This window comes from Nitrospira sp. Ecomares 2.1 (assembly GCF_965152585.1).
In genome coordinates this window covers 3,295,900-3,314,977 of sequence record NZ_OZ224219.1, presented here as the reverse complement: position 1 = coordinate 3,314,977, position 19,078 = coordinate 3,295,900, and the positions used below count along the sequence as shown (strand labels likewise).

General features: G+C 51.7%; 21 protein-coding genes. 11 read left to right on the top strand and 10 right to left on the bottom strand.

The genetic code is table 11. From position 1 onward, the window contains the following. Window positions 1–140: 140 nt before the first annotated feature. On the bottom strand, window positions 141–581 hold the full coding sequence (locus ACWHYD_RS14645; protein WP_447962771.1) for a hypothetical protein: 441 nt from the start codon (window positions 579–581) through the stop codon (window positions 141–143). A 354-nt stretch (window positions 582–935) separates the two neighbouring features. On the opposite strand from ACWHYD_RS14645, the gene ACWHYD_RS14640 reads away from it, so the two are divergent. The 5 genes from ACWHYD_RS14640 (at window position 936) to ACWHYD_RS14620 (ending at window position 6,412) form a co-directional block, all read left to right on the top strand. Next, on the top strand, window positions 936–1,508 hold the full coding sequence (locus ACWHYD_RS14640; RefSeq protein WP_447962770.1) for a 2-oxoacid:acceptor oxidoreductase family protein: 573 nt from the start codon (window positions 936–938) through the stop codon (window positions 1,506–1,508). Window positions 1,509–1,534: 26 nt separating this feature from the next. After that, window positions 1,535–2,788, top strand: coding sequence for a pyruvate ferredoxin oxidoreductase (gene porA, locus ACWHYD_RS14635; RefSeq protein WP_447962769.1), 1,254 nt, complete (start codon window positions 1,535–1,537; stop codon window positions 2,786–2,788). Window positions 2,789–2,807: 19 nt separating this feature from the next. Next, window positions 2,808–3,803: a thiamine pyrophosphate-dependent enzyme gene (locus tag ACWHYD_RS14630; RefSeq protein ID WP_447962768.1), complete on the top strand. Its 996-nt coding sequence runs from the start codon at window positions 2,808–2,810 to the stop codon at window positions 3,801–3,803. Further along, window positions 3,803–5,434, top strand: a complete 1,632-nt coding sequence (locus ACWHYD_RS14625; protein WP_447965880.1) for an NAD(P)-binding protein — start codon at window positions 3,803–3,805, stop codon at window positions 5,432–5,434. The genes ACWHYD_RS14630 and ACWHYD_RS14625 overlap by 1 nt, the downstream gene beginning before the upstream one ends. Before the next feature lie 111 nt (window positions 5,435–5,545). Beyond that, window positions 5,546–6,412, top strand: coding sequence for a universal stress protein (locus ACWHYD_RS14620; RefSeq protein WP_447962767.1), 867 nt, complete (start codon window positions 5,546–5,548; stop codon window positions 6,410–6,412). Window positions 6,413–6,505: 93 nt separating this feature from the next. On the opposite strand, the gene ACWHYD_RS14615 is transcribed toward ACWHYD_RS14620, so the two are convergent. Then, on the bottom strand, window positions 6,506–6,724 hold the full coding sequence (locus ACWHYD_RS14615; RefSeq protein ID WP_447962766.1) for a hypothetical protein: 219 nt from the start codon (window positions 6,722–6,724) through the stop codon (window positions 6,506–6,508). 241 nt (window positions 6,725–6,965) lie between these two features. On the opposite strand from ACWHYD_RS14615, the gene ACWHYD_RS14610 reads away from it, so the two are divergent. Next, entirely contained in the window at window positions 6,966–7,640 is a 675-nt protein-coding gene (locus tag ACWHYD_RS14610; RefSeq protein ID WP_447962765.1) for a S16 family serine protease, read from the top strand. A 91-nt stretch (window positions 7,641–7,731) separates the two neighbouring features. On the opposite strand, the gene ACWHYD_RS14605 is transcribed toward ACWHYD_RS14610, so the two are convergent. The 4 genes from ACWHYD_RS14605 to ACWHYD_RS14590 form a co-directional block, all read right to left on the bottom strand. Further along, window positions 7,732–9,048, bottom strand: coding sequence for a Ni/Fe hydrogenase subunit alpha (locus ACWHYD_RS14605; protein ID WP_447962764.1), 1,317 nt, complete (start codon window positions 9,046–9,048; stop codon window positions 7,732–7,734). Then, complete coding sequence (locus ACWHYD_RS14600; RefSeq protein ID WP_447962763.1) at window positions 9,032–9,868, bottom strand: NADH-quinone oxidoreductase subunit B family protein; 837 nt, start codon at window positions 9,866–9,868, stop codon at window positions 9,032–9,034. The genes ACWHYD_RS14605 and ACWHYD_RS14600 overlap by 17 nt, the downstream gene beginning before the upstream one ends. Before the next feature lie 135 nt (window positions 9,869–10,003). Beyond that, window positions 10,004–10,840, bottom strand: coding sequence for an FAD/NAD(P)-binding protein (locus tag ACWHYD_RS14595; RefSeq protein ID WP_447962762.1), 837 nt, complete (start codon window positions 10,838–10,840; stop codon window positions 10,004–10,006). A 1,392-nt stretch (window positions 10,841–12,232) separates the two neighbouring features. Continuing rightward, window positions 12,233–12,394, bottom strand: a complete 162-nt coding sequence (locus tag ACWHYD_RS14590) for a hypothetical protein (protein ID WP_447962761.1) — start codon at window positions 12,392–12,394, stop codon at window positions 12,233–12,235. Here ACWHYD_RS14590 and ACWHYD_RS14585 point away from each other — a divergent pair. The 5 genes from ACWHYD_RS14585 to ACWHYD_RS14565 all read left to right on the top strand — a co-directional run bounded on the left by ACWHYD_RS14585 (window position 12,393) and on the right by ACWHYD_RS14565 (window position 14,743). Continuing rightward, window positions 12,393–12,695 carry a cupin domain-containing protein gene (locus ACWHYD_RS14585; protein WP_447962760.1) on the top strand — a complete coding sequence of 101 codons (303 nt, stop codon included), beginning with the start codon at window positions 12,393–12,395 and terminating at the stop codon, window positions 12,693–12,695. The genes ACWHYD_RS14590 and ACWHYD_RS14585 overlap by 2 nt on opposite strands. A 233-nt stretch (window positions 12,696–12,928) precedes the next feature. Next, window positions 12,929–13,405, top strand: coding sequence for a hypothetical protein (locus ACWHYD_RS14580; RefSeq protein WP_447962759.1), 477 nt, complete (start codon window positions 12,929–12,931; stop codon window positions 13,403–13,405). A gap of 327 nt (window positions 13,406–13,732) precedes the next feature. Beyond that, complete coding sequence (locus ACWHYD_RS14575; RefSeq protein ID WP_447962758.1) at window positions 13,733–14,020, top strand: encapsulin-associated ferritin-like protein; 288 nt, start codon at window positions 13,733–13,735, stop codon at window positions 14,018–14,020. Window positions 14,021–14,259: 239 nt separating this feature from the next. Continuing rightward, window positions 14,260–14,493, top strand: a complete 234-nt coding sequence (locus ACWHYD_RS14570; protein WP_447962757.1) for a CopG family transcriptional regulator — start codon at window positions 14,260–14,262, stop codon at window positions 14,491–14,493. Further along, window positions 14,480–14,743 (top strand): type II toxin-antitoxin system RelE family toxin, encoded by a 264-nt coding sequence (locus tag ACWHYD_RS14565; protein ID WP_447962756.1) that lies wholly within the window; start codon window positions 14,480–14,482, stop codon window positions 14,741–14,743. Before ACWHYD_RS14570 ends, ACWHYD_RS14565 begins: the two co-directional genes overlap by 14 nt. Window positions 14,744–14,821: 78 nt before the next feature. On the opposite strand, the gene ACWHYD_RS14560 is transcribed toward ACWHYD_RS14565, so the two are convergent. From ACWHYD_RS14560 to ACWHYD_RS14545, 4 genes are all read right to left on the bottom strand, one after another. Further along, the gene (locus ACWHYD_RS14560; RefSeq protein WP_447962755.1) at window positions 14,822–15,943 is read right to left on the bottom strand and encodes a 4Fe-4S dicluster domain-containing protein; all 1,122 of its coding nucleotides are present in this window, start codon (window positions 15,941–15,943) and stop codon (window positions 14,822–14,824) included. 239 nt (window positions 15,944–16,182) lie between these two features. Next, window positions 16,183–17,550: a hypothetical protein gene (locus ACWHYD_RS14555; protein ID WP_447962754.1), complete on the bottom strand. Its 1,368-nt coding sequence runs from the start codon at window positions 17,548–17,550 to the stop codon at window positions 16,183–16,185. 17 nt (window positions 17,551–17,567) lie between these two features. Continuing rightward, complete coding sequence (locus ACWHYD_RS14550) at window positions 17,568–18,530, bottom strand: universal stress protein (protein WP_447962753.1); 963 nt, start codon at window positions 18,528–18,530, stop codon at window positions 17,568–17,570. 107 nt (window positions 18,531–18,637) lie between these two features. Next, window positions 18,638–19,063 (bottom strand): cupredoxin domain-containing protein, encoded by a 426-nt coding sequence (locus ACWHYD_RS14545; protein WP_447962752.1) that lies wholly within the window; start codon window positions 19,061–19,063, stop codon window positions 18,638–18,640. Window positions 19,064–19,078: the final 15 nt, after the last annotated feature.

Here is a 19,078-nt window from a genome sequence, read left to right as displayed (position 1 = left end):
CCAGGTCGAGGAGGCCAGGGCTTGGCGAGATTTTTCGTTCCTCTCAGGATGCCAATGTCTCCAGGAACGCGTGCCCTGCATGGTTGGTTTACCTTATCAGCAGATGATGCCTGTCCGGAGTATTCCAAGGTTTTACATTTTTATCCCTCCCTAATTTGATACATCTCGTGACAGGCTAGGCACCTGGTCGTGATAGTCGACAGGCGTTGAAGAATGTCCTGGGATGTCGTGCCGGCGTTGATCGCATCCGCCAGTTCATCAAAATCCCGATGCACGGACATGCCGAGTTGTTTCATGGGAAGCGGAAGTTTGAGGATGAGTCCTGGATTGTCATCGACGGCCATTTTCATTCCGGCCGAGCGGGCGGCCGCTGCAGCCTGAGCATGTCCTTGGGTCTGATCCGTATCACTCACTCCCGTCACGATGCCATGCACCGCTCGTAAGAGTTGTCGCATTTCCGTCAGAATAAAGTCGCGTTCTGCTGGAGCCAGAAGCACGGCCGTTCGGCCATCGGCGGAAGGGGTGGTCTCTCCTTTCACAAACAACCAGCCTAGCACGCCGGCGCTGACTATCCAGAGCACGAGAGTAATCCTGCAAATATTTTTTGAGAAGGATGGTAGAAATGACAACGGGGGCCTCCTTATTTGTCCAATAACTTGTTGATCCGATTTTTGTGGACATCTGTCTTGCTGCTTTCACGAGTCGATTTCACTTAGGAACTTGACTGGGGCATTTTTCTACATCATCCACGATTTTGACTGTACCTCTTTTCCACAAAAATCCGGCTCATTGATCCGGGTCTGCTCAAGATTACTGAGGTTTTGCTGGTTGAATCTAACATTTCCATCTCTCATCAAATAAGGCATATCTCTTGCCAAATACATCAAGAGTGAGTGAACGACATAAACCTATTCAGGTGAATTGATGAGGGACGAATGATCCAAATCCGTATTCATGGCAGAGGAGGGCAAGGCGTGGTGACGGCTGCCGAGCTGCTGGCATTAACGGCATTCCGGGATGGGAAAGAGGCGCAGGCCTTTCCCAGTTTTGGATCTGAACGGACCGGTGCCCCGGTCACGGCATTCTGCCGGATCGATTCTCAACCGATACGCAGTCGGGAGCCGGTCTATCATCCGGATGTCTTGCTCATCCAGGACTCCACTCTGCTGCATCAGGTGGACGTCTTTGCCGGATTAGCTGCAACAGCTTTCGTTCTGATTAATTCCACACGACATGTGGATGTGCTTCATCTCACTGACTTTGTGACCCAACATCCCGGAGTGCAGATGCATACGCTCCCTGCATCCGATCTGGCTCTGAAGCATCTGGGACGACCGTTTGCCAATATCGGGATGGTGGCCGGCTATGCGGCCCTGACGGGGGAAGTCACTCAAGCCTCCGTGAAGCAGGCGATTACAGGGAAGTTTCCTGGAACGATTGGAAAATTGAATGCGGCAGTGGCGGAAGAGGTCTATGCCTATGTTGCAGCCAATCTGGCCACGGTCTAATTCAATCGGGGAATCAACAAAAGACCATGAAACAACACATTGAAGGATCTCAAGCCGTGGCCCACGCTGTCGCCCTCTGTCGGCCGGAAGTGATGGCTTGTTATCCGATTTCTCCCCAAACCCATATTGTCGAAACCCTTTCGCGCAAGGTCAAAGCGGGAGAAATCGGCAATTGCCAATTTCTGAATGTTGAATCAGAGTTTGGCGCGTTAAGCGTGCTGATCGGCGCCTCGGCGATGGGTGCGCGAACCTATACCGCGACGACCAGTCAGGGACTCTTGTTTATGGCCGAAGCGGTCTATAACGCGGCGGGTCTGGGACTTCCCATTGTCATGACGATAGCCAATCGCGCTATTGGTGCCCCTATTAATATCTGGAACGATCATTCAGACAGCATGGCCATGCGAGATGCCGGCTGGATTCAATTGTTTGCGGAAGATAATCAAGAAGCTGTCGACCTTCACATTCAAGCGTTTCGCCTCGCGGAGGAACTGAGTTGTCCGGTGATGGTCTGCATGGATGGTTATATTCTCACCCATGCGTATGAGGTGGTGGATCTCCCTACGCAAGAGCAGGTGGATGCCTACCTCCCCCCGTTTGAACCGGTTCAAGTGTTAGACCCGCAGGACCCTGTGTCCATAGGCGCGATGGTCGGGCCGGAAGCCTTTGCGGAGGTTCGGTACCTCGCGCATGACAAACATCTTCGAGCGTTAGAGGTGATTCCACGACTCTCTCAGACTTTTCAGGATATCTTCCAACGTCGCTCTGGTGGGCTGTTGAAGACTTATCACACCGATGAGGCTGAAACGATTCTGCTTGCACTGGGATCGGTGAACGGAACCATAAAAGATGCGGTTGATGATTTGCGGAAAGAAGGATGGCCGGTGGGTTCAATTGCGCTCCGTGCCTTTCGTCCCTTTCCCTCCCATGCGCTCCGTCACGTCGTCAAGGATGCCAAGCGGATAATTGTCATTGAAAAAGACCTGGCGGTAGGAAAGGGCGGCATTGTGTCCAGCGATGTGAAGATGGCGCTTCAGGGGCTACCGATCATCGTGGATACAGTCATCGCCGGACTTGGAGGTCGGCCGATTCCTCAAGCCTCGGTCATTGATATCGTGAAGCAAGCCTGCCTGGAAGGTTTGGAGGAACCTCATTTCCTCGATCTGAATTGGGACGCCATTAATGGGGAATTGACCAGGCAACAGGCGCAGCGGCGTTCGGGATCCACCGCGGAAAATATTCTCCGAGAAATCGGCGCTCCCGGCGCATCGCCCATTTAATTTTTTTGGTGAGGCCGCTATGTCCTATCAACGTGTGAAATTTTATCAAACAGGGACCTTCACGGTTGGTAACCGGTTATTGGATGAATCCGATCACACGGTGCAAGCCGGGATGGATCGAACCAATTCACTCAATTCGGGTCATCGTGCCTGTCAGGGGTGCGGAGAAGCACTGGGTGCCCGTTATGCGCTTGATGCGGTGATGCGTGCCACACATCAGCAGATGGTCGCGGTGAATGCCACCGGCTGTTTGGAAGTCTTCTCCAGTCCCTATCCGGAAAGTGCCTGGCAGATTCCCTGGCTGCATTCGTTGTTCGGGAATGCCCCCGCGGTGGCGAGCGGCGTGGCGGCAGCCCTCCGGGCCAAGGGCAGAACGGATATTCGTGTCATTGCGCAGGGCGGAGATGGCGCGACGGTTGATATCGGGTTCGGGTGTTTGTCCGGGATGTTCGAACGCAATGATGACGTGTTGTATGTTTGTTACGACAATGAGGCCTACATGAACACGGGAGTTCAGCGTTCGGGGTCTACCCCGCCACGAGCCTGGACCAATACCACGCAGGCCGTGGGAACAGACCCCGGCAATCCCATGGGCATTGGAAAAAATCTTCCACGAATTGCAATGGCTCACGGTATTCCCTATGTGGCCACAGCCTCCGTGGCCGATCTCCATGATCTGGAAGCCAAAGTGACGAAGGCCATGAGCATCAGGGGCGCACGGTATATTCATATCCATGTTCCCTGCCCGCTTGGTTGGAAATCGGATCCTGCGCATACGATCAAGGTTGCCCGCCTGGCAGTGGAAAGCGGCCTGTTTCCTTTGTTTGAAGCGGAAGGGGGCGATGTGACTGATCGAACGCCGATCCGGAAAAAAGTTTCTGTCGAACAATACCTCGAACTTCAAGGTCGCTTCAGACATCTCTTTCACCCACGGGATGAAGGTGCGCTCGAAGCGATTCAAGCGATGGCGGATGCGAATATTGATCGGTATCAGTTGATTCCTTCGGAGGCATGATGATGGAACAGAAGCCCTTCGCCATTACATTGGACCCTGCTTCAAGTCTGGCTAATCATACCGGCAACTGGCGGACGATGAGGCCGATCTATGTTGATCACCTTCCGCCCTGCAATCAGGGTTGCCCGGCTGGTGAAAATATTCAAGGCTGGTTGTATGAGGCGGAGGAAGGGAAATACGAACAGGCCTGGCGGAAAATTATGGAAGATAATCCCTTCCCGGCGATTCATGGTCGCGTGTGTTATAACCCGTGTGAAACGGCATGCAACCGGGGCCAACTCGATGAGCCCGTGAGCATTCATGCCGTTGAGCGGTTTTTAGGCGATTACGCGATTGAGCAGGGGTGGCAGGTGGAGGCGGGAGTGCCCACCGGAAAGCGGGTTCTGGTCGTCGGCGCGGGACCCAGTGGGCTATCTGCCGCCTATCATCTCGTCCGTCTGGGTCATGCGGTCACGGTGATTGAAGCCGGTCCGAAACCGGGAGGCATGATGCGATTCGGGATTCCACAATACCGTCTCCCTCGCACGATCGTTGATGCTGAAATCGCCAGAATTGTCGCCATGGGCGTCTCAGTCCATCTGAATCACAAGGTTGAGGATTTAGAGACGACCATTCAAGAAGGGGGATTCGATGCCGTGTTTCTGGCCATTGGCGCTCATCTGAGTAAGCGGGTTGATATTCCCGGTCGGGATGCCGGCCGGATGATCGATGCCTTGGGATTTCTCAAGGGAATGGATGGTGAGGCTATTCCCAAGATCGGTCGACGGGTCGTCGTCTATGGTGGAGGTGATACGGCCATTGATGCTGCGCGAACGGCCAAACGACTAGGTGCGGAGGAAACCATCCTGATTTATCGGCGTGATCGCAGGCATATGCCCGCCCATGACTTTGAAGTGGAAGAAGCGTTGGAGGAGGGTGTGGTGACACGATGGCTGAACACCATCAGACAGGTGAATGATACGACATTGACCGTAGAAGAAATGACGCTGGATGAGCAGGGGCACCCTCAATCCACGGGCTGGATTGAGACCTTGGAAGCTGACACGGTTATTCTGGCGGTGGGGCAGGAAGTGGATACCGGGTTTTTAGAGAAAGTGCCGGGATTGGATATTTCGTCCGATGGCGTGATCCAAGTTGATGCCTCGATGATGACCGGCCGTGCGGGAGTGTTTGCCGGAGGGGATATGGTTCCTGCAGAGCGCACGGTGACGGTGGCCACCGGTCATGGGAAAAAAGCGGCACGGCATATTGATGCCTATCTCCGTGGGGGGGAGTACCGGAAATCCCCGCCCAATGCCGTTGCCACGTATGATCGACTCAATACCTGGTATTACACCGATGCGGACAAAAGTCGGCAGCCCTACCTGGATTTGGCCAGGCGTCGGGCCGGCTTTGATGAGGTGGTGGGTGGATTGGATAAGGACACGGCGTTGCTCGAATCCCGGCGATGTCTCTCTTGCGGGAATTGCTTTGAGTGCGATACCTGCTATGGCGTGTGTCCGGACAACGCCATTATCAAACTGGGACCTGGTCAACGATATGAAGTGAATTATGACTATTGTAAAGGCTGCGGGGTGTGTGCGGAGGAATGTCCCTGCGGCGCTATCGATATGGTCAAAGAAGTCAGATAGGAACAAGAAAATCGTGCGCACGGCAGAGGCGGTCGTTGGAAAAAGTACAATAAGTCATTTGGCATCAACACATACGGCACAAAAAATGTGTCACACCCGGGAGATGTACCTATGAAATACCTATTGGGCGTTGATGGATCGGATCAATCCGTAGATGCCACACGAGTGTTTGAAGCCCTCAGCCCGGCAGAAAGCTTGATGGTCTTGTATGTGGTGAATGTGCCGGGAATTCCCTATCCGGCCATGGGTGCGGGTGTGGCGAAAGACTTGTCGATGGCGGTGGACAAAGCGATGAGGGAAGAAGGCGAACGCGCTATCGACCAAGCGGTGTCCCTCCTGCCTTTAAATCCGGGACCCGTGAAAAAACGACTGGAAACCGGTAAGCCCGCCGAGGTGATTCTTACCCTGGCGGAAGAGCAGAACGTCGACCTGGTGGTGCTGGGCGCCAGGGGAATCGGTCAGATACGAGAACAGATGTTCGGGAGTGTCTCGCATCGGGTCATGACCCACGCGCCGTGTTCGACCTTGATCATTAAGAGGCCCGTTCGCAAGATCCAACAGGTGTGCATCCCCGTTGAAAGCCAGGAGGACGGTGAAGCGGTCGTGCGATTCATGAAAAAGAAGCCCTTTCGGGTACCGATCTCTGCGATTGTTCTGCATGTGATTCCATTTTCAGAACCGATCTGGCCTGTGGGGGCGATGATTTCTCCGGAATTTCGAAATGAGATGATCGCCCATGGAGAGAAATTCACGAATGATCTCAGCAGGGAATTAAAGCAGCTGGGACATGACGCCCAAGGGGTCGTCGTCGTCGGGGCACCCTCACAGACGATCATTGAAGAAGCGACCAAGCAAGCGGCTGATGTCATCCTGATGCGAACGCATAGCCGATCGGGGGTGAGTCGATTTATTTTGGGGAGCGTCTCTCATTCCGTTGTGCATCACACAGAGTCTTCCATCTTGTTTGTACGCGAATAACCCAGTCTAAAGGACAAATCTGGATAAACTATCTTTTCCTCATGGCCTATGAATAAAACCTGGTTTCTTGTTGGTGCCGTTGCGTTAGGAGTATTAGTTTTTCTCTATCTGATCTTCTGGTGTCCCAGCCCCTGTCAGTAAGGCTTTTTTCATTTGCAGGCGCACCTCTTCCTGGATCCGTTTGTTAAATTTTTTGTGTTCGAATGTCCGGCCTTGCCGGCCTGCGCTCCCCGAATAAGTCGACCTGGCACCCTGGTCAGTGATAACAGTGGGCATCGCTTTGATGTCATGCCGAACTTTTGCCCTTTTCAAGACACATTCCAGACAAATCTGTTGCTGGAACTAGGGGTTACTGAGTTCTTTGACATAATGTATGGGACATTTCAGGCAAAAATTCGAAGACGTTTGGTAAGGAATAAAGGGGGCCTTATGAGGAGTGGAGCCATCCAGGCCCTCATAAGCCGACAGGCGACAAAAAAATTGCCGTTCGGTATAATGATATCAAGGGAGGTAAGTTCCCTCTTTCATTGAGGGATATCTAAAGATGGGCAATGTGACTGACAGAAAGGGGATCTTCAGGCTACTTGGATTGGCCGTAACCATAAGTTTGGTGTTTGCCACCAGTCTAGGAGCCAGTCCGTCTGTTCAGCAGATATCTCATTTAATCATTCCAATCCTTGGGACATCTGTCAACAAACAATTCAGGCCGGTAGGCATGGTAAGCCAAGTGGTAATTGATGTGTATGAACGCCAGGATCGCAACGGCCTTCAAATCCAATTCCATACCGAACCAGGAAAATTTTCCTTGTTTGCTCGTCAGTCGATTCATGCAGCCATCACCCGGGCGCTGGCCGCCGCCAATCTACCGTCTGATTCCTGGACTGTCCTCTTGAAATTTCCCTATTCCGGTCAGACGATCTATGGGGAGAGTCTTTCGGCCATGGTGGGTCTGAGTGTGGTATCCATGATCAAAGGAGATCATCTCCTTGAGGGTCGAGCCCTTACTGGAACGATCACGGAAGGAGGATTCATCGGAGCCGTTGGGGGACTTCAACTCAAGATTTTAGCTGCTTACAATAACCACTTTCAGCGTGTGTTGGTTCCCAGCGAGTATGATGTACGCGATGGAGACTGGCGTACCCCTTTTCTGATGCATGTCTCTCCTGTGGGGACGGTCGATGAAGCGTACTTTGGCCTGACCGGCCACCATTTGGCGACCCTTCCGTAAGGCCTGCCTTTCAGTCTTCTCGCAGTTGCTCCGGCATAATGGTTGATTATGGTTTCCTGCCCGGTTTCTCTATCGTAATTCCCTATGTGATTTATGGCATCGTCATAGGTAGATCTTCTTTCGTCAACGTTAAAAAATGTGTGGCGCAGGAGATGCAAGGATCATAACTGCGAATCAGTTGTTCGCATTTCATCGCTGTCTCCTGGTCGGTGAGATGGAGAATGTCAGGTAGCAGTTTTCGAAGATCGTCCTCCATGCGGCGCTGGTTTTGGGACGTTGGTGGCACGATCTTGGCGATACGGATGGTTCCCTCAGCATTGACCTCATAGCGATGATACAGCAGGCCTCTGGGGGCTTCGGTGGCGGCCATACCCATTCCGGCACGAAGCGCTACCGGAACGGCAGGAACATCTGGCGGTTCATACTGGTTCATGAGGCGAAGGGCTTCGTCAAAGGCATAGAGTACTTCCACCGATCGTGCCACGATACCCATGGATGGGCGGTTGAAAGGGAGGACTAATCCCGTGCTCTGTAAGACGTCTTTGGGCAACAACGAGAGCTGGTCCTGGTTGAGCGCAAGCCGGGCTAACGGCCCTGTGAGATAAGATTGTCCATTCAACGTGCAGTGAAGGGCAGTGGAGTAGGGCACCTGTTCTTCATGGAAATGCTGTTCAAACTCCGATGGGGCCATGTGGTGCCCTCGATTGGTGACGATGTCGCCTTCATTCATCGGATATTCAGAAGGTCCACGAAGCGCGAGGAAGGTATAGGCCTGTTCGGGATCTTGAAATTCAAACCTGCTCACCCATCGGAGCGTTTCCGTAGCGGCATCTCTGGCCCAAAGAAATTCCTCTTTCAAGGCATGCAACGCCTTTCTGGTCGGCACCTGAGAAAAGCCGCCAATTTGGACCGAGACCGGATGGACCGACCGTCCTCCTAAGAGCGACAAAAGCTGATTGCCTGCCTTCTTCATTCGCAGACCTCGCTTCACAAGGTCGGGATGGGAACGAGCCATCGCAAGCCCGCTGTCGAATCCTAAGAAGTCGGGACCCTGGAGCATATAGATGTGCAGGACATGACTTTCAATCCATTCCCCGCAATACAGGAGTCGACGTAGATCTCGGAGACTTTGAGGCATCTCCACTCCGAAAATTTGTTCCAGGGCATGGACCGCACTCATTTGATAGGCCACCGGACAGATACCGCATATACGCGCCACGATATCGGGCACTTCGTTGACGTGACGTCCTTGGAGGAAGGCTTCAAAAAATCGAGGAGGTTCAAAGATCCGGAGTTGCACATCCCGGACCTGACCATTCTGGACGGTGATGTGAAGGGCTCCTTCCCCTTCTACCCTGGCCATCATGTCAATTTTGATGGTTCTCGATTTATCAGGAGTCCCAGGCATCGCTTTCCTTCCGAAAAGGCTGAACCGATCCGTTGATTCCTCGAAATCGGCGAACTATTTCCACGGGAATAAGTTGGAGATGTTTATGAAATTGGTTGGCAAGGGATCGGGTATTTGGGGGTACTCCGGGAATCACTGAATCCTGCTCGGCCGGGCCAAAGCACCCATAGCACTCCCGGCCCATAGCGGGGCAGATGGCTCCGCACCCGGTTCGGGTCACGGGTCCAAGACATGGCAGTCCCTTCGCGACCAGGACGCAGACATGCCCCTGGCGTTTACAGTCCAGACAAACACTATGCGTGGGAATGCTGGGTGAGACGCCTCTTAGTAAATCGGTGAGGACTCGAAGGAGTTGTTGCTTATCGATGGGGCATCCCCACAATTCATAGTCCACCTGGACGTGTTCCGAAATAGGAGTCGAGGTGCTGAGGCTATGAATGTATTCGGGGCTGGGATACACCGTTCGCTTGAAAGCCTCCACATCGCTCCAGTTCCGAAGAGCCTGAATGCCGCCGGAAGTCGCACAGGCACCGATTGTGATTAAGGTGGTTGTCTGTTTCCGGAGATCGAGAACTCGAGAAAGATCTTCAGGACAGGTAATGGAGCCTTCAACGAATGTAATATCATACGGGCCAGACTGCATGTTGCTGGAGGCTTCGGGAAAATAGGCGATGTCGAGGGCCTCTCCCAACGCGAGCAGATCGTCCTCCATATTCAGAATGCTTAACTGACATCCGTCACAAGAGGCAAACTTCACCACCGCAATCCGGGGGCGAGGCCGGGTTGAAAAATTCTGAGTGGCGGCGGTTGTTTCCTTCATGGTAATTGCCAGCTTCTCCTTACTCAAAATGTTCCCTTTGAATAAGGAGCTAGGGGAATATTTTCATTTTCCAGGTCATTTGTGTCGTCTTGTATCGGGAACCAAATTTTTACGGATCATTCCTTCATGCTCTGTTTACACACCCACTTTCCCAAAAAACGGCACCAGTCGGTCCAAGCGCATCACGGGCCCGTCCTTACACACGAAAAACGGCCCGAGCTGACAATGCCCGCAAAGTCCGATGCCGCATTCCATATGCCGCTCCAACGACACATACATGGCGTCGGGCCGCAGACCCTGATGAGTTAAGGTATTACAGGCAATCCGCATCATGATTTCAGGTCCGCACATCATGACCAGCGTATTGTCCGGGTCCAACCGCAGTTGGTCGAACAATTCGGTGACCACACTCACATGGCTATGCCATGTCTTGCCGGGTTCATCGCTGGTCAATAGGACCTGTGTGCGGGGTTGATGGCGCCAGGCATCGAAGCGTTCCCGGTAGAGCAAGTCGTGAGGGGTTTTTACCCCGTGGAGAATGGTCATGGCGCCATATTCCTCCCGCCTGCGGAACATATATTCAATGGCTCCCACCACCGGGGCGCAACCCAATCCACCGGTGACGATAACCACATCCTTCCCCTGGGCTTCCTTCATGGGCCATCCGATTCCAAAGGGCCCACGAACGCCCACGCTCTCACCTGGTTGCATTGCGCCAAGGACCTGTGTGATCCGTCCAACTACACGAATCGTGTGATCCAGGAATTCCGGCTCGCCAGGGTCCGATACAATGGAAATGGCTACCTCGCCTACACCAAAGGCATAGAGCATGTTGAACTGTCCCGCCTCAAACCGGAATGACTTTCGGTGAACAGGGTGGGTGAGTTGCAGACGAAAGGTTACGATGTCGGTGGACTCCTGTTTCTTGTCCACGATCACAGCCGGATGAATGAGGTAGGGATTATGAGTCATGCCTTAGCCGATTTCAGAGTGAATAAATTTAGGAAAAATACCAGTTCAGTAAACTCATCAGTCATCATAACCAATTCAATCACTCAGATCTTGGATAGTGAAAACTCTTCATCATGAAAACTAAGGAGCAGTGTGGCGTTTTTCCTCAAAACGCAATGATTCATGCGCCCTTTTAGATATAACAGCAAATTCAAAGCCAAATTTTCTGGAGTAAAGTTCAAGAAAGGTTCAGAAAGCATCTGAAAACTGTTCTGTCGACTATTAGTCGCTTTTCAGTTTGCGTAGGAGGAAAGGTCAGAAGAGGAACTTGGCTGCCCATGCATATTGTTTGGCTCTTGTGGTTCTATTAGACCTGGGATAATGTTCGGTGCCAGCGATTGGGTTGGAGCTTCGTATGCGACATTATTTCCGTAACGTTATGGGACTGCACCGTTCTATGGCCTGTAAAGCATTCTTGAAGGGAATGAATGACTGAGAATGAACTCTACGCGCATTTCTTTGGCTCCAAAATGTTTAAGGAGTGGCATTGGTTTCGCTGGCATTTCGAGCACCGTTTGCGAGGAGAAAATCACCCTCTTGCTCGTGACATTGTCCGTGTCCTTTTGGCCTGCGACCGATCATTACCGGGTTTTGCAGTAAAAATGGCCGATGAACTTGCTACGGTTTGTGGCAGGGAGAAGTATGAACCACATTGGGAACAGCTTCTGCAGCGAATGGCAGAGATTCATGTGATCCACCAGGCGATTATGTTTTCATGGCCGACCTCCGTCGATTTCTTGTGGGAACCACGTCTGATTAAGGACGGTAAGAACCCCGAGCTTTCGGTGAAAGGAGATTGCCTCCATTTTGGAATCGAGGTAAAGGCTCCTTCATTGTTCGATCACATCAGAAAGCGTTCCGAGAACCTGCAGCAACTTCCTGCTCGGTCATTGCCGCACCAAACTCTACAAAGGATCACAGCAGGGGACCAGGAAACTACGCTCCCGCGGGACAACCCGATCAAGGACTTCCTTAGCAGTGCCGACGGGAAGTTCGCAGGATTTCGCGCTATACACCGAGATTTCATTGGGGCTTTGGTCATTGTGTGGGACGATTTTATCTTCGAGCCGATTTCCTCCCTTCTGCATCCGTCTTGTGGTCTATTGACCAAGAATACTTTTTTTCGCACAAAAGATGGTCGACCCGTTTTGTTTCCCAATGTCGATGTCGTGATGCTAATTAGGCATCTACATCAATTCGTTCGTGTCTGCCGCAACGAACCCTTTTTGGATTCCTGTAGTTGGACATTTGATTATGGTCGACCTGACGTTTTTCCCTTCAAAGTTTTTATAAGGAATACAGCAGGAAGGGAAATTCCATCAGCCGTCATTGAATGCTTTCAATCGAGGCCGCCTAGTTCGACGCTTGGTGCGGAGTATGTCCCCCAAGACATTGTTTTTTGGTCTGGCGATGAATCTTGAGTTCAACGATTAGCTTAATAAATCGATGATCGTCACTGATATCTTTATTTCCCCAACGTATCGCCTCAACGCCCTGCTTTGCGGAGAACATCATGAAATACTCTATCTCTAAGAAATTTGCTGTTCCTCTGAATCGCCAAGAGGTTTCTCAGTCATGGAATCAGCGCGGGTATTCGTGCGATGTGTTTATTGATCCTCCCGGGCGGGAGTGGAATGATTTCGTTCATTCGACCAACGAGTTGGTCACCGTTGTTGAAGGAAAATTGCGAATGATCATTGAGGGTGAAGAGATTATCGCGGAACCCGGAGATGAGGTATTCATTCCGAAAGAAGCCTGTCATTCAGTAAAAAATATTCATCACGCGACGACCAAATGGTTGTATGGGTATGATTGAGAGAATTAAAGTTTGAATGCCATCCGGTAGACCTTGTTTGCGAAGTGAGGAATGGTTCATGACACACCGACGTTCTGGGAGACGAGGGCATTCTGCTGGGCACAGATCCTTCGCCGCCGGCTCAGGATGACCATTTGATTGAGGTTTAACTGAATCATGGTGGGTTCATGTATTCCCTGAATGGTGAAATCAAAGTTTGTACATTTTTCTCTATGTGTCTTATTCTATGATCCATGATGCGATTTATCCGTCTGTCCGACTACACCTGGTGGATCTGGTTGTGCCTTGGCTGTTGCTTGCTGGCCGGCCTGCTCGTTGACCCGACGTACTTCTTTCTGGCTATTCTCATCTCCACCATTCAAGCCTTGGTTTTTTATGCACGCGAAGAAAATGCCTCCTCTTTTCCTGCGCAACTTCGTATCGCGTATGTGCTTCTCCTGGTCGTGCTATATGTGCCGCCACTTCGATTTCTCTATTGGATTCCGGCTATTGGCACATTAATACTCTGTTTCACCGGGTACTGTCTGCTGGCACGTTGTCTTTCCTTGCTCCCTTGGAATCGAAACTCGGCACTGACATTTCAGGATGTCCTCAGGACCTTCACGGTTCCTCCCAATCTCGATGTCACTTTGCAAGGTAAACCTGCATCCGGGTGCCCTGGTGGAGTGTGTTCACTGGAAGTTCAAATCGGCAAGTCCGCAAAAACGTGAGGACGCAATTGCCGGTTGTTCGGGTATCGAGAAAATTTGTATGTGGATGGAGAGGCACTTATTAGGATATTGTATTTCGAATAGGAGAATTTTTCTTTATTTATAGATATCGATGAAGCTGGAATGACCCTATGTTCGTCAACGTAGCCATCCTGAAGGCTGCATAATCGGGCTGTGATAATTTAGAGATCATGGCCATCTCAAAAAGTCTGGTGCTTGGACTCCTCCCCATTGGACAAAGGTTCAGGTCCCGATTCCGGTGGCTTTTTTTAGGTAAGAGGCTTTGAACGCAGTATTCATTCACTTCACACAACATAGGAGAAGAATATGGCGAGTGTCGGTTATCACGAACCCATTGAGGAATTGTCCGATGAAACGCGCGACATGCATCGAGCCATCGTTTCGTTGATGGAGGAACTGGAGGCTGTTGATTGGTACAATCAGCGCGCTGATGCGTGTAAAGACGCTGACCTCAAGGACATCCTTAAGCACAATCGTGATGAGGAGAAGGAACATGCGTCGATGGTGCTTGAATGGATTCGACGCAAGGATCCTACTTTTTCGAAGCATTTGAAGGACTATCTGTTTACAGAGAAACCCATCGCGCATAAGTAGCCGGCGATGTCGATTGGACCGACCTCTGCCTTGATTCACTGCATTTGGTGATATTCGGGTGGCTGGCAGAGGGCGTGGACTTCTTCGGGGAGGTCAATACCCGTCTGGCGCCAGATGCTGGCCTCTTCAACATTGAAGCCATGGAAGTTTTTGGGATAGAACCTCCATTAAGCGTTGAGTGCTCTGATGTTATAACGCTAAAGCGCTATAATGCCAGTATCATAAGGAGGTGAAATTCCATGGGCACAAGTTCTAAACGGTCGACAGTCTACTTTGATGAGAATCTCCATGCGGCACTAAGACTTAAGGCTGCGCATACTCACCGATCCGTATCTGACATCGTCAATGATGCTGTGCGAGCAGCTCTCGCGGAGGACCAGGAAGACCTGGCTGCCTTCCAGCAGCGGGCTGGCGAGCCTACTCTCAGTTATGAAGAACTTCTGAATGATCTCAAGGCCCATGGCCAGTTATAGGCTAACATTCAAAAAGTCGGTCCCCAAAGATTTTCGTTCCACCCCTAACAACGATGTTTCTCGTATTCTCAAGCGTATTGAAGGTTTAGCGGATCACCCATGCCCGGTCGGTAGTGAGAAATTGTCGGGACAGGAAAAATTTCGAGTTCGCCAAGGAGTGTATCGAATTATTTATGAGATCCGGGACGAGGAGCTCGTGGTTATCGTGATCAAAGTGCGGCATAGACGAGAGGTCTATCAGGACAAGTGAATTTTGCTTCGTCTCGAATCAATTGGAAAGCGCAATCGGCTCACGTCAATCTCGTTTGTTTCGCCAGTGCGCAACTGGTTACGAGGGTTGCTGGCAGAGGGCGTGGACTTCTTCGGTAAGGTCGATGCCCACCGGGCACCAGGTCATACAGCGTCCGCATCCGACGCACCCCGACATGCCGAATTGGTCGATCCATGACCCTAATTTGTGAGTCAGCCACATGCGATACCGGTCTTTGGTGGTGGGCCGGAAGTTTTTCCCATGAATGTATCCGTGATCCGAGGTGAAACACGAATCCCAGACCCGAGCATGTTCCGACTGTTGGTGGTCCAGAGTTGGAGTTTCTTCCACCCCATGACAAAAGCAAGTAGGGCAGACCATCGTACAGTTGGTGCAGGCGAGGCATCGTGCGGCCACCTCGTCCCATCTGGAGTGATCGTGGGCCTCATATAAACTATGTGGTAGCGAAGCATGCGGAATGGTCCGCGTTTGACTGGCTGCGCAGGCGGCTATCCGTTCATCGTCCTGCTGAATCCGGGCTTGAGATGCCACGGCGCAAGCCAGTTGATCCAATACTTCCAGTCCAACGATACTTCCTGCTTGAATTGCAAAGTCTTCATCGGCCTCCGTCAGGCTGAGATCGTACCCTCCTCGGGCTTTTGGCCCCGTGCCCATTGAGGCGCAAAAGCATGTCTCCAGTGCCCTTGTGCAGTTGACGGCGATGAGGAAAAGATTGTTCCGTCGCTGTTGATAGTAGGGATCAGGATAGGGACCTTTCAAAAAAATCTGATCTTGAATCCCGAGTCCTGCGAGATCGCATGCCCGCACTCCCAGCACGGCGGTTCGTGGTATGTCAGGAATGATCTCTTTGGCAGAAAACGTTTTTTCGTTGCGGTCCAGGACCAACAGGGTTTCTCGTGGCGAAAACACCAGCGGCTTGAGAGACTGTGGGCCGTGAACGATATTGAAATACCGGGCGCTGGGGTCTGGTTCCAGTCGATAGTTTCCTGGACGTTGCTGGTCCTTCCATCCGATCGGGAGGTCTTCTTCCCGGGTAATTTCGTCCCATTGAATCGCACCGTTAGAAAGGACCGGACCCAGGATCCGATAGCCAAGGTTCTGGAGAACCTGAATCAGTTGTGAAAAATCCTTGCGGAGTAGGAGCGCTGGCGGAGAAGGTTCAAAAGATTCGGTAGCCATGATTGCCTTTTAAATTACTGTTGAATATTTAAAATTTTTTCCGTTTCCTCAACCTATGAGGGACCGAGGCTCCCAGAGAACCGCTATCGAGTTTTCAAAAATGCCCGTCCACTCCTGTCATGAGGCTTCTCGCAGGGAAGGCCGCAGCCACTTGGGCGAGCGGAGCGTATGGAGAAGTACGTGAGCACGGCCAAATGGCGAAAACGCCGCTGGCGGCCTTTTTCAACACTCCCTTTAACTTACAGTCCAATGTGACCCCGGAGGATGTTGTAATCGTATGCGGGTTGGCCAGTGCGTCGCCGACCCGGATCATGTTGTTCCATTTGGTCGATGATGGCCGCAACCTCTTTCGTGTCCTGTTGCGCAGAGCAGAAATGCCGGGGGCTTTGTCCTTTCAAAAGCGGGGAAGGTGTTTCGGCCCAATCCAAATAGACGGTTTCAAGCAACGACGCGAGGATCTGTTGCTCTTCTTCTTGGGAGACAATGGTGGGCGGAAGGATATAGGTGTCTGATAAGAGATCAACTTCAGGAGTCCGATGCTGAGGGGAGGCAATGGTTTCCCCCAGGAAGTGGAGTGAGAAGCCAAATATTGCCGCCAGTTGATGCTTGACGATATTCAGCCGGTCTGGAGCATCGGTTTCCACACATAATTGTGTGGGCGTCAAGGTGAGGCGGGCGACAGGGGATCCTGTGTCACCGGATGGGTTCTGTGGCGGGAGCCATACCCACGTTAAGGTGTCGGACCCTGAAGCGGATGACACAGGCTTGCCGGCGTTTTCCTGTATGGGAGTGAATTGATCAAAGCCACGAAGCCCGTCAGCCAGTGTGCGGAAGTCCTGGTGTTCATACAGAGCGATGGCATAGAGAAAGGTTTCGCCTTTGGTATTTCGATAGTCCATCTGTGAGTCGACGACTGTCCAGGCTCCTCGTCGCACCTTGGCGACACTCCACATCATTTCATACCCGTAGCTCTTGGCAAATTCTGCCCATTCTGAAAGGGCGAAATTACCTGTGCCAATCTCGATTTCCTGTCTTCTCTCATTGGTCAATTTAAAGACGGCTTTTCCCATGCTGGCCGAAAAAACGAGTGGGGGACCAGGTAAACGTATGTCGGCCAATCCCCGAAGGAGCCTGGTGAGCAGGATCTGTCCAATTTTGTATGGAACCGGTGTCGCGTGGGGGAGAACATCAAATATCTGTTTATCTCCTAACGATTGCAGACGGGTCTGAGTCCCCTGCTTTCCGGAAGCCATTTCTTGCACCTCGAGCAGATCCATGTAGGAATGTCGCAAGGAATCCAGCCAGACCCGTTCCTCTTGCGGGACATGTTCCGTCACCAGGTCTCGCACTTGCTCGATGAGAGAAGCATGGCCGTCAGTCGGCAAATAATCAGCATAGAGGTACCACTTGGCCAGGTCCTCTTCTTCCGGCAAGGGAACCAAGGGAGGAACCATGAGTGGATGGAAATAGGGCTGAAGGGCGTGGCTGAGGGCCAGTTGTCGCTGTATCTGAAAGTCCGGTTGGAGCGATTGATGCTCCAATCGGGTTAACAGACTTCGAAGGCCTTCTTCCGATCCGGCAATAGGGTGAGAGTGATGGTCTGCCATCGTCACAGGTTCAGGGTTTATGTCGGAGAGGATGTGGTCTTGCCATTGGCGAGCGATGGATGATGCCCTCCCTCGAATTTCGGACTTTTAACTGTGAGGACAGGGTAGGGGCTTTGTTCAAGCACCTTATAGGCTGTGCTGCCCAGGATCAAACGGGTCAGTCCTTTTCGACCATGGCTTCCCATGACAATAAGATCGGCTTGCTGGATGGCGCTGGTTTCCAGAATGCCGTCAACAGTTGGCTTATCGAGTAATTCATATCGTGCGGATAAGCCCTGTTCGGTCAGGACGGCGGTGAGATCAGCCAACCGTTTTTCGACCTTATCCCGATTGGTTTTTTCTTGAAGCGGATGAGTCAGAGTAAAGTCCAAACTATAGGACAAGGGTTCAATGGCATGGATCAGGGTCAGAGGCACATCAAACCATTTCGCAATTTGGATTGCATATTCATAGGCCTCCATGGAGCAATCGGAGAATTCTAAAGGCAGAACGACTTGTCGTGGGAGGATTTGGAGGGGATGCATCGCCGAGATATCTGCTGATTCCCGGTGCGGAATGGACAGAACCGGGCATGGGGCTCGTTGAATGACCCGTTCCGCCACGCTTCCGAATAACACGCGATTGATTCCGGTCCACCCGTGGGTTCCCATCATAATTAAATCGCATTTTTTCTCCCTGGCAACCTCGCAAATGCATTCAGACGGCAGACCGGCCATTAGTTCCATGGATGCCTTTGGAACCTGTTGCCGAGCCTCGGCCAGGAGTGTTTCCAACTCTTCCCGCGCCACCTTGCGTTGTTCATCCAGGAATTGTTGGGCGACTCCGGCGTCAATATCCAGCCCCGGTTGCAGGGAATGGACGTGGAGAATGGTCAGTTGGGCTTCAAAGACTTTTGCCCATTCCACCGCATATCGAAAGGCAGGGGCGGAGCTTGGTGAAAAGTCGGTAGGAAACAATACATGGGTTACGATCTTGACCATAACGGTATTAGCCTTTCGCCTTAGAGTGAAAGCCGGAGAGCACTCTCAGAAATTCTAATAGCTCGGGCACTCGACCACAACCCGTAGGTTAATGCAGAGGTTGCCGATTATACGGCGTCCACGGTCAGGAGGAGAATTTCCCCTTTCATCTCCTTATGGATCGAACATTGAAATTGGAATCGACCCGAATGATTAAGCATCAAATGGATTGATGCCGCCTGGCCGGGCTCAAGAAGGACGCCTTCCACCCCTTTCCCATAGGTTATGACGCCGTTGCTATCGACATGGGTCAGAGTATGTAGGAACATGTCTGAACCAAAATCATGGCGTACCGTATCTTTGTTTGTGATGTAGATAATGGTCTCTGTGTCCAGTTGAAGAGGCATCTGGGTGGTTTGAAACGTGTATCCCTCTATGGTCACTTTCACTTCCTGTAGGGGTTGCGCGCTGGATGGAGGAATCCCTCCTATGAGAAAAAATCCAAGGAAAAGTATCCCAAACTTACGAAATAGGTATTCTCCAAGACTGTGCATGTGTGGATTGTCTTC

Coding starts and splice junctions, on each gene's coding strand:
- ACWHYD_RS14640 (WP_447962770.1), top strand. CDS start 936: ATGATCCAAATCCGTATTCATGGCAGAGGAGGGCAAGGCGTGGTGACG.
- porA (WP_447962769.1), top strand. CDS start 1,535: ATGAAACAACACATTGAAGGATCTCAAGCCGTGGCCCACGCTGTCGCC.
- ACWHYD_RS14630 (WP_447962768.1), top strand. CDS start 2,808: ATGTCCTATCAACGTGTGAAATTTTATCAAACAGGGACCTTCACGGTT.
- ACWHYD_RS14625 (WP_447965880.1), top strand. CDS start 3,803: ATGATGGAACAGAAGCCCTTCGCCATTACATTGGACCCTGCTTCAAGT.
- ACWHYD_RS14620 (WP_447962767.1), top strand. CDS start 5,546: ATGAAATACCTATTGGGCGTTGATGGATCGGATCAATCCGTAGATGCC.
- ACWHYD_RS14605 (WP_447962764.1), bottom strand. CDS start 9,048: ATGCCTGGGACTCCTGATAAATCGAGAACCATCAAAATTGACATGATG.
- ACWHYD_RS14600 (WP_447962763.1), bottom strand. CDS start 9,868: ATGAAGGAAACAACCGCCGCCACTCAGAATTTTTCAACCCGGCCTCGC.
- ACWHYD_RS14595 (WP_447962762.1), bottom strand. CDS start 10,840: ATGACTCATAATCCCTACCTCATTCATCCGGCTGTGATCGTGGACAAG.
- ACWHYD_RS14585 (WP_447962760.1), top strand. CDS start 12,393: ATGAAATACTCTATCTCTAAGAAATTTGCTGTTCCTCTGAATCGCCAA.
- ACWHYD_RS14590 (WP_447962761.1), bottom strand. CDS start 12,394: ATGATGTTCTCCGCAAAGCAGGGCGTTGAGGCGATACGTTGGGGAAAT.
- ACWHYD_RS14580 (WP_447962759.1), top strand. CDS start 12,929: ATGATGCGATTTATCCGTCTGTCCGACTACACCTGGTGGATCTGGTTG.
- ACWHYD_RS14575 (WP_447962758.1), top strand. CDS start 13,733: ATGGCGAGTGTCGGTTATCACGAACCCATTGAGGAATTGTCCGATGAA.
- ACWHYD_RS14570 (WP_447962757.1), top strand. CDS start 14,260: ATGGGCACAAGTTCTAAACGGTCGACAGTCTACTTTGATGAGAATCTC.
- ACWHYD_RS14565 (WP_447962756.1), top strand. CDS start 14,480: ATGGCCAGTTATAGGCTAACATTCAAAAAGTCGGTCCCCAAAGATTTT.
- ACWHYD_RS14560 (WP_447962755.1), bottom strand. CDS start 15,943: ATGGCTACCGAATCTTTTGAACCTTCTCCGCCAGCGCTCCTACTCCGC.
- ACWHYD_RS14555 (WP_447962754.1), bottom strand. CDS start 17,550: ATGGCAGACCATCACTCTCACCCTATTGCCGGATCGGAAGAAGGCCTT.
- ACWHYD_RS14550 (WP_447962753.1), bottom strand. CDS start 18,530: ATGGTCAAGATCGTAACCCATGTATTGTTTCCTACCGACTTTTCACCA.
- ACWHYD_RS14545 (WP_447962752.1), bottom strand. CDS start 19,063: ATGCACAGTCTTGGAGAATACCTATTTCGTAAGTTTGGGATACTTTTC.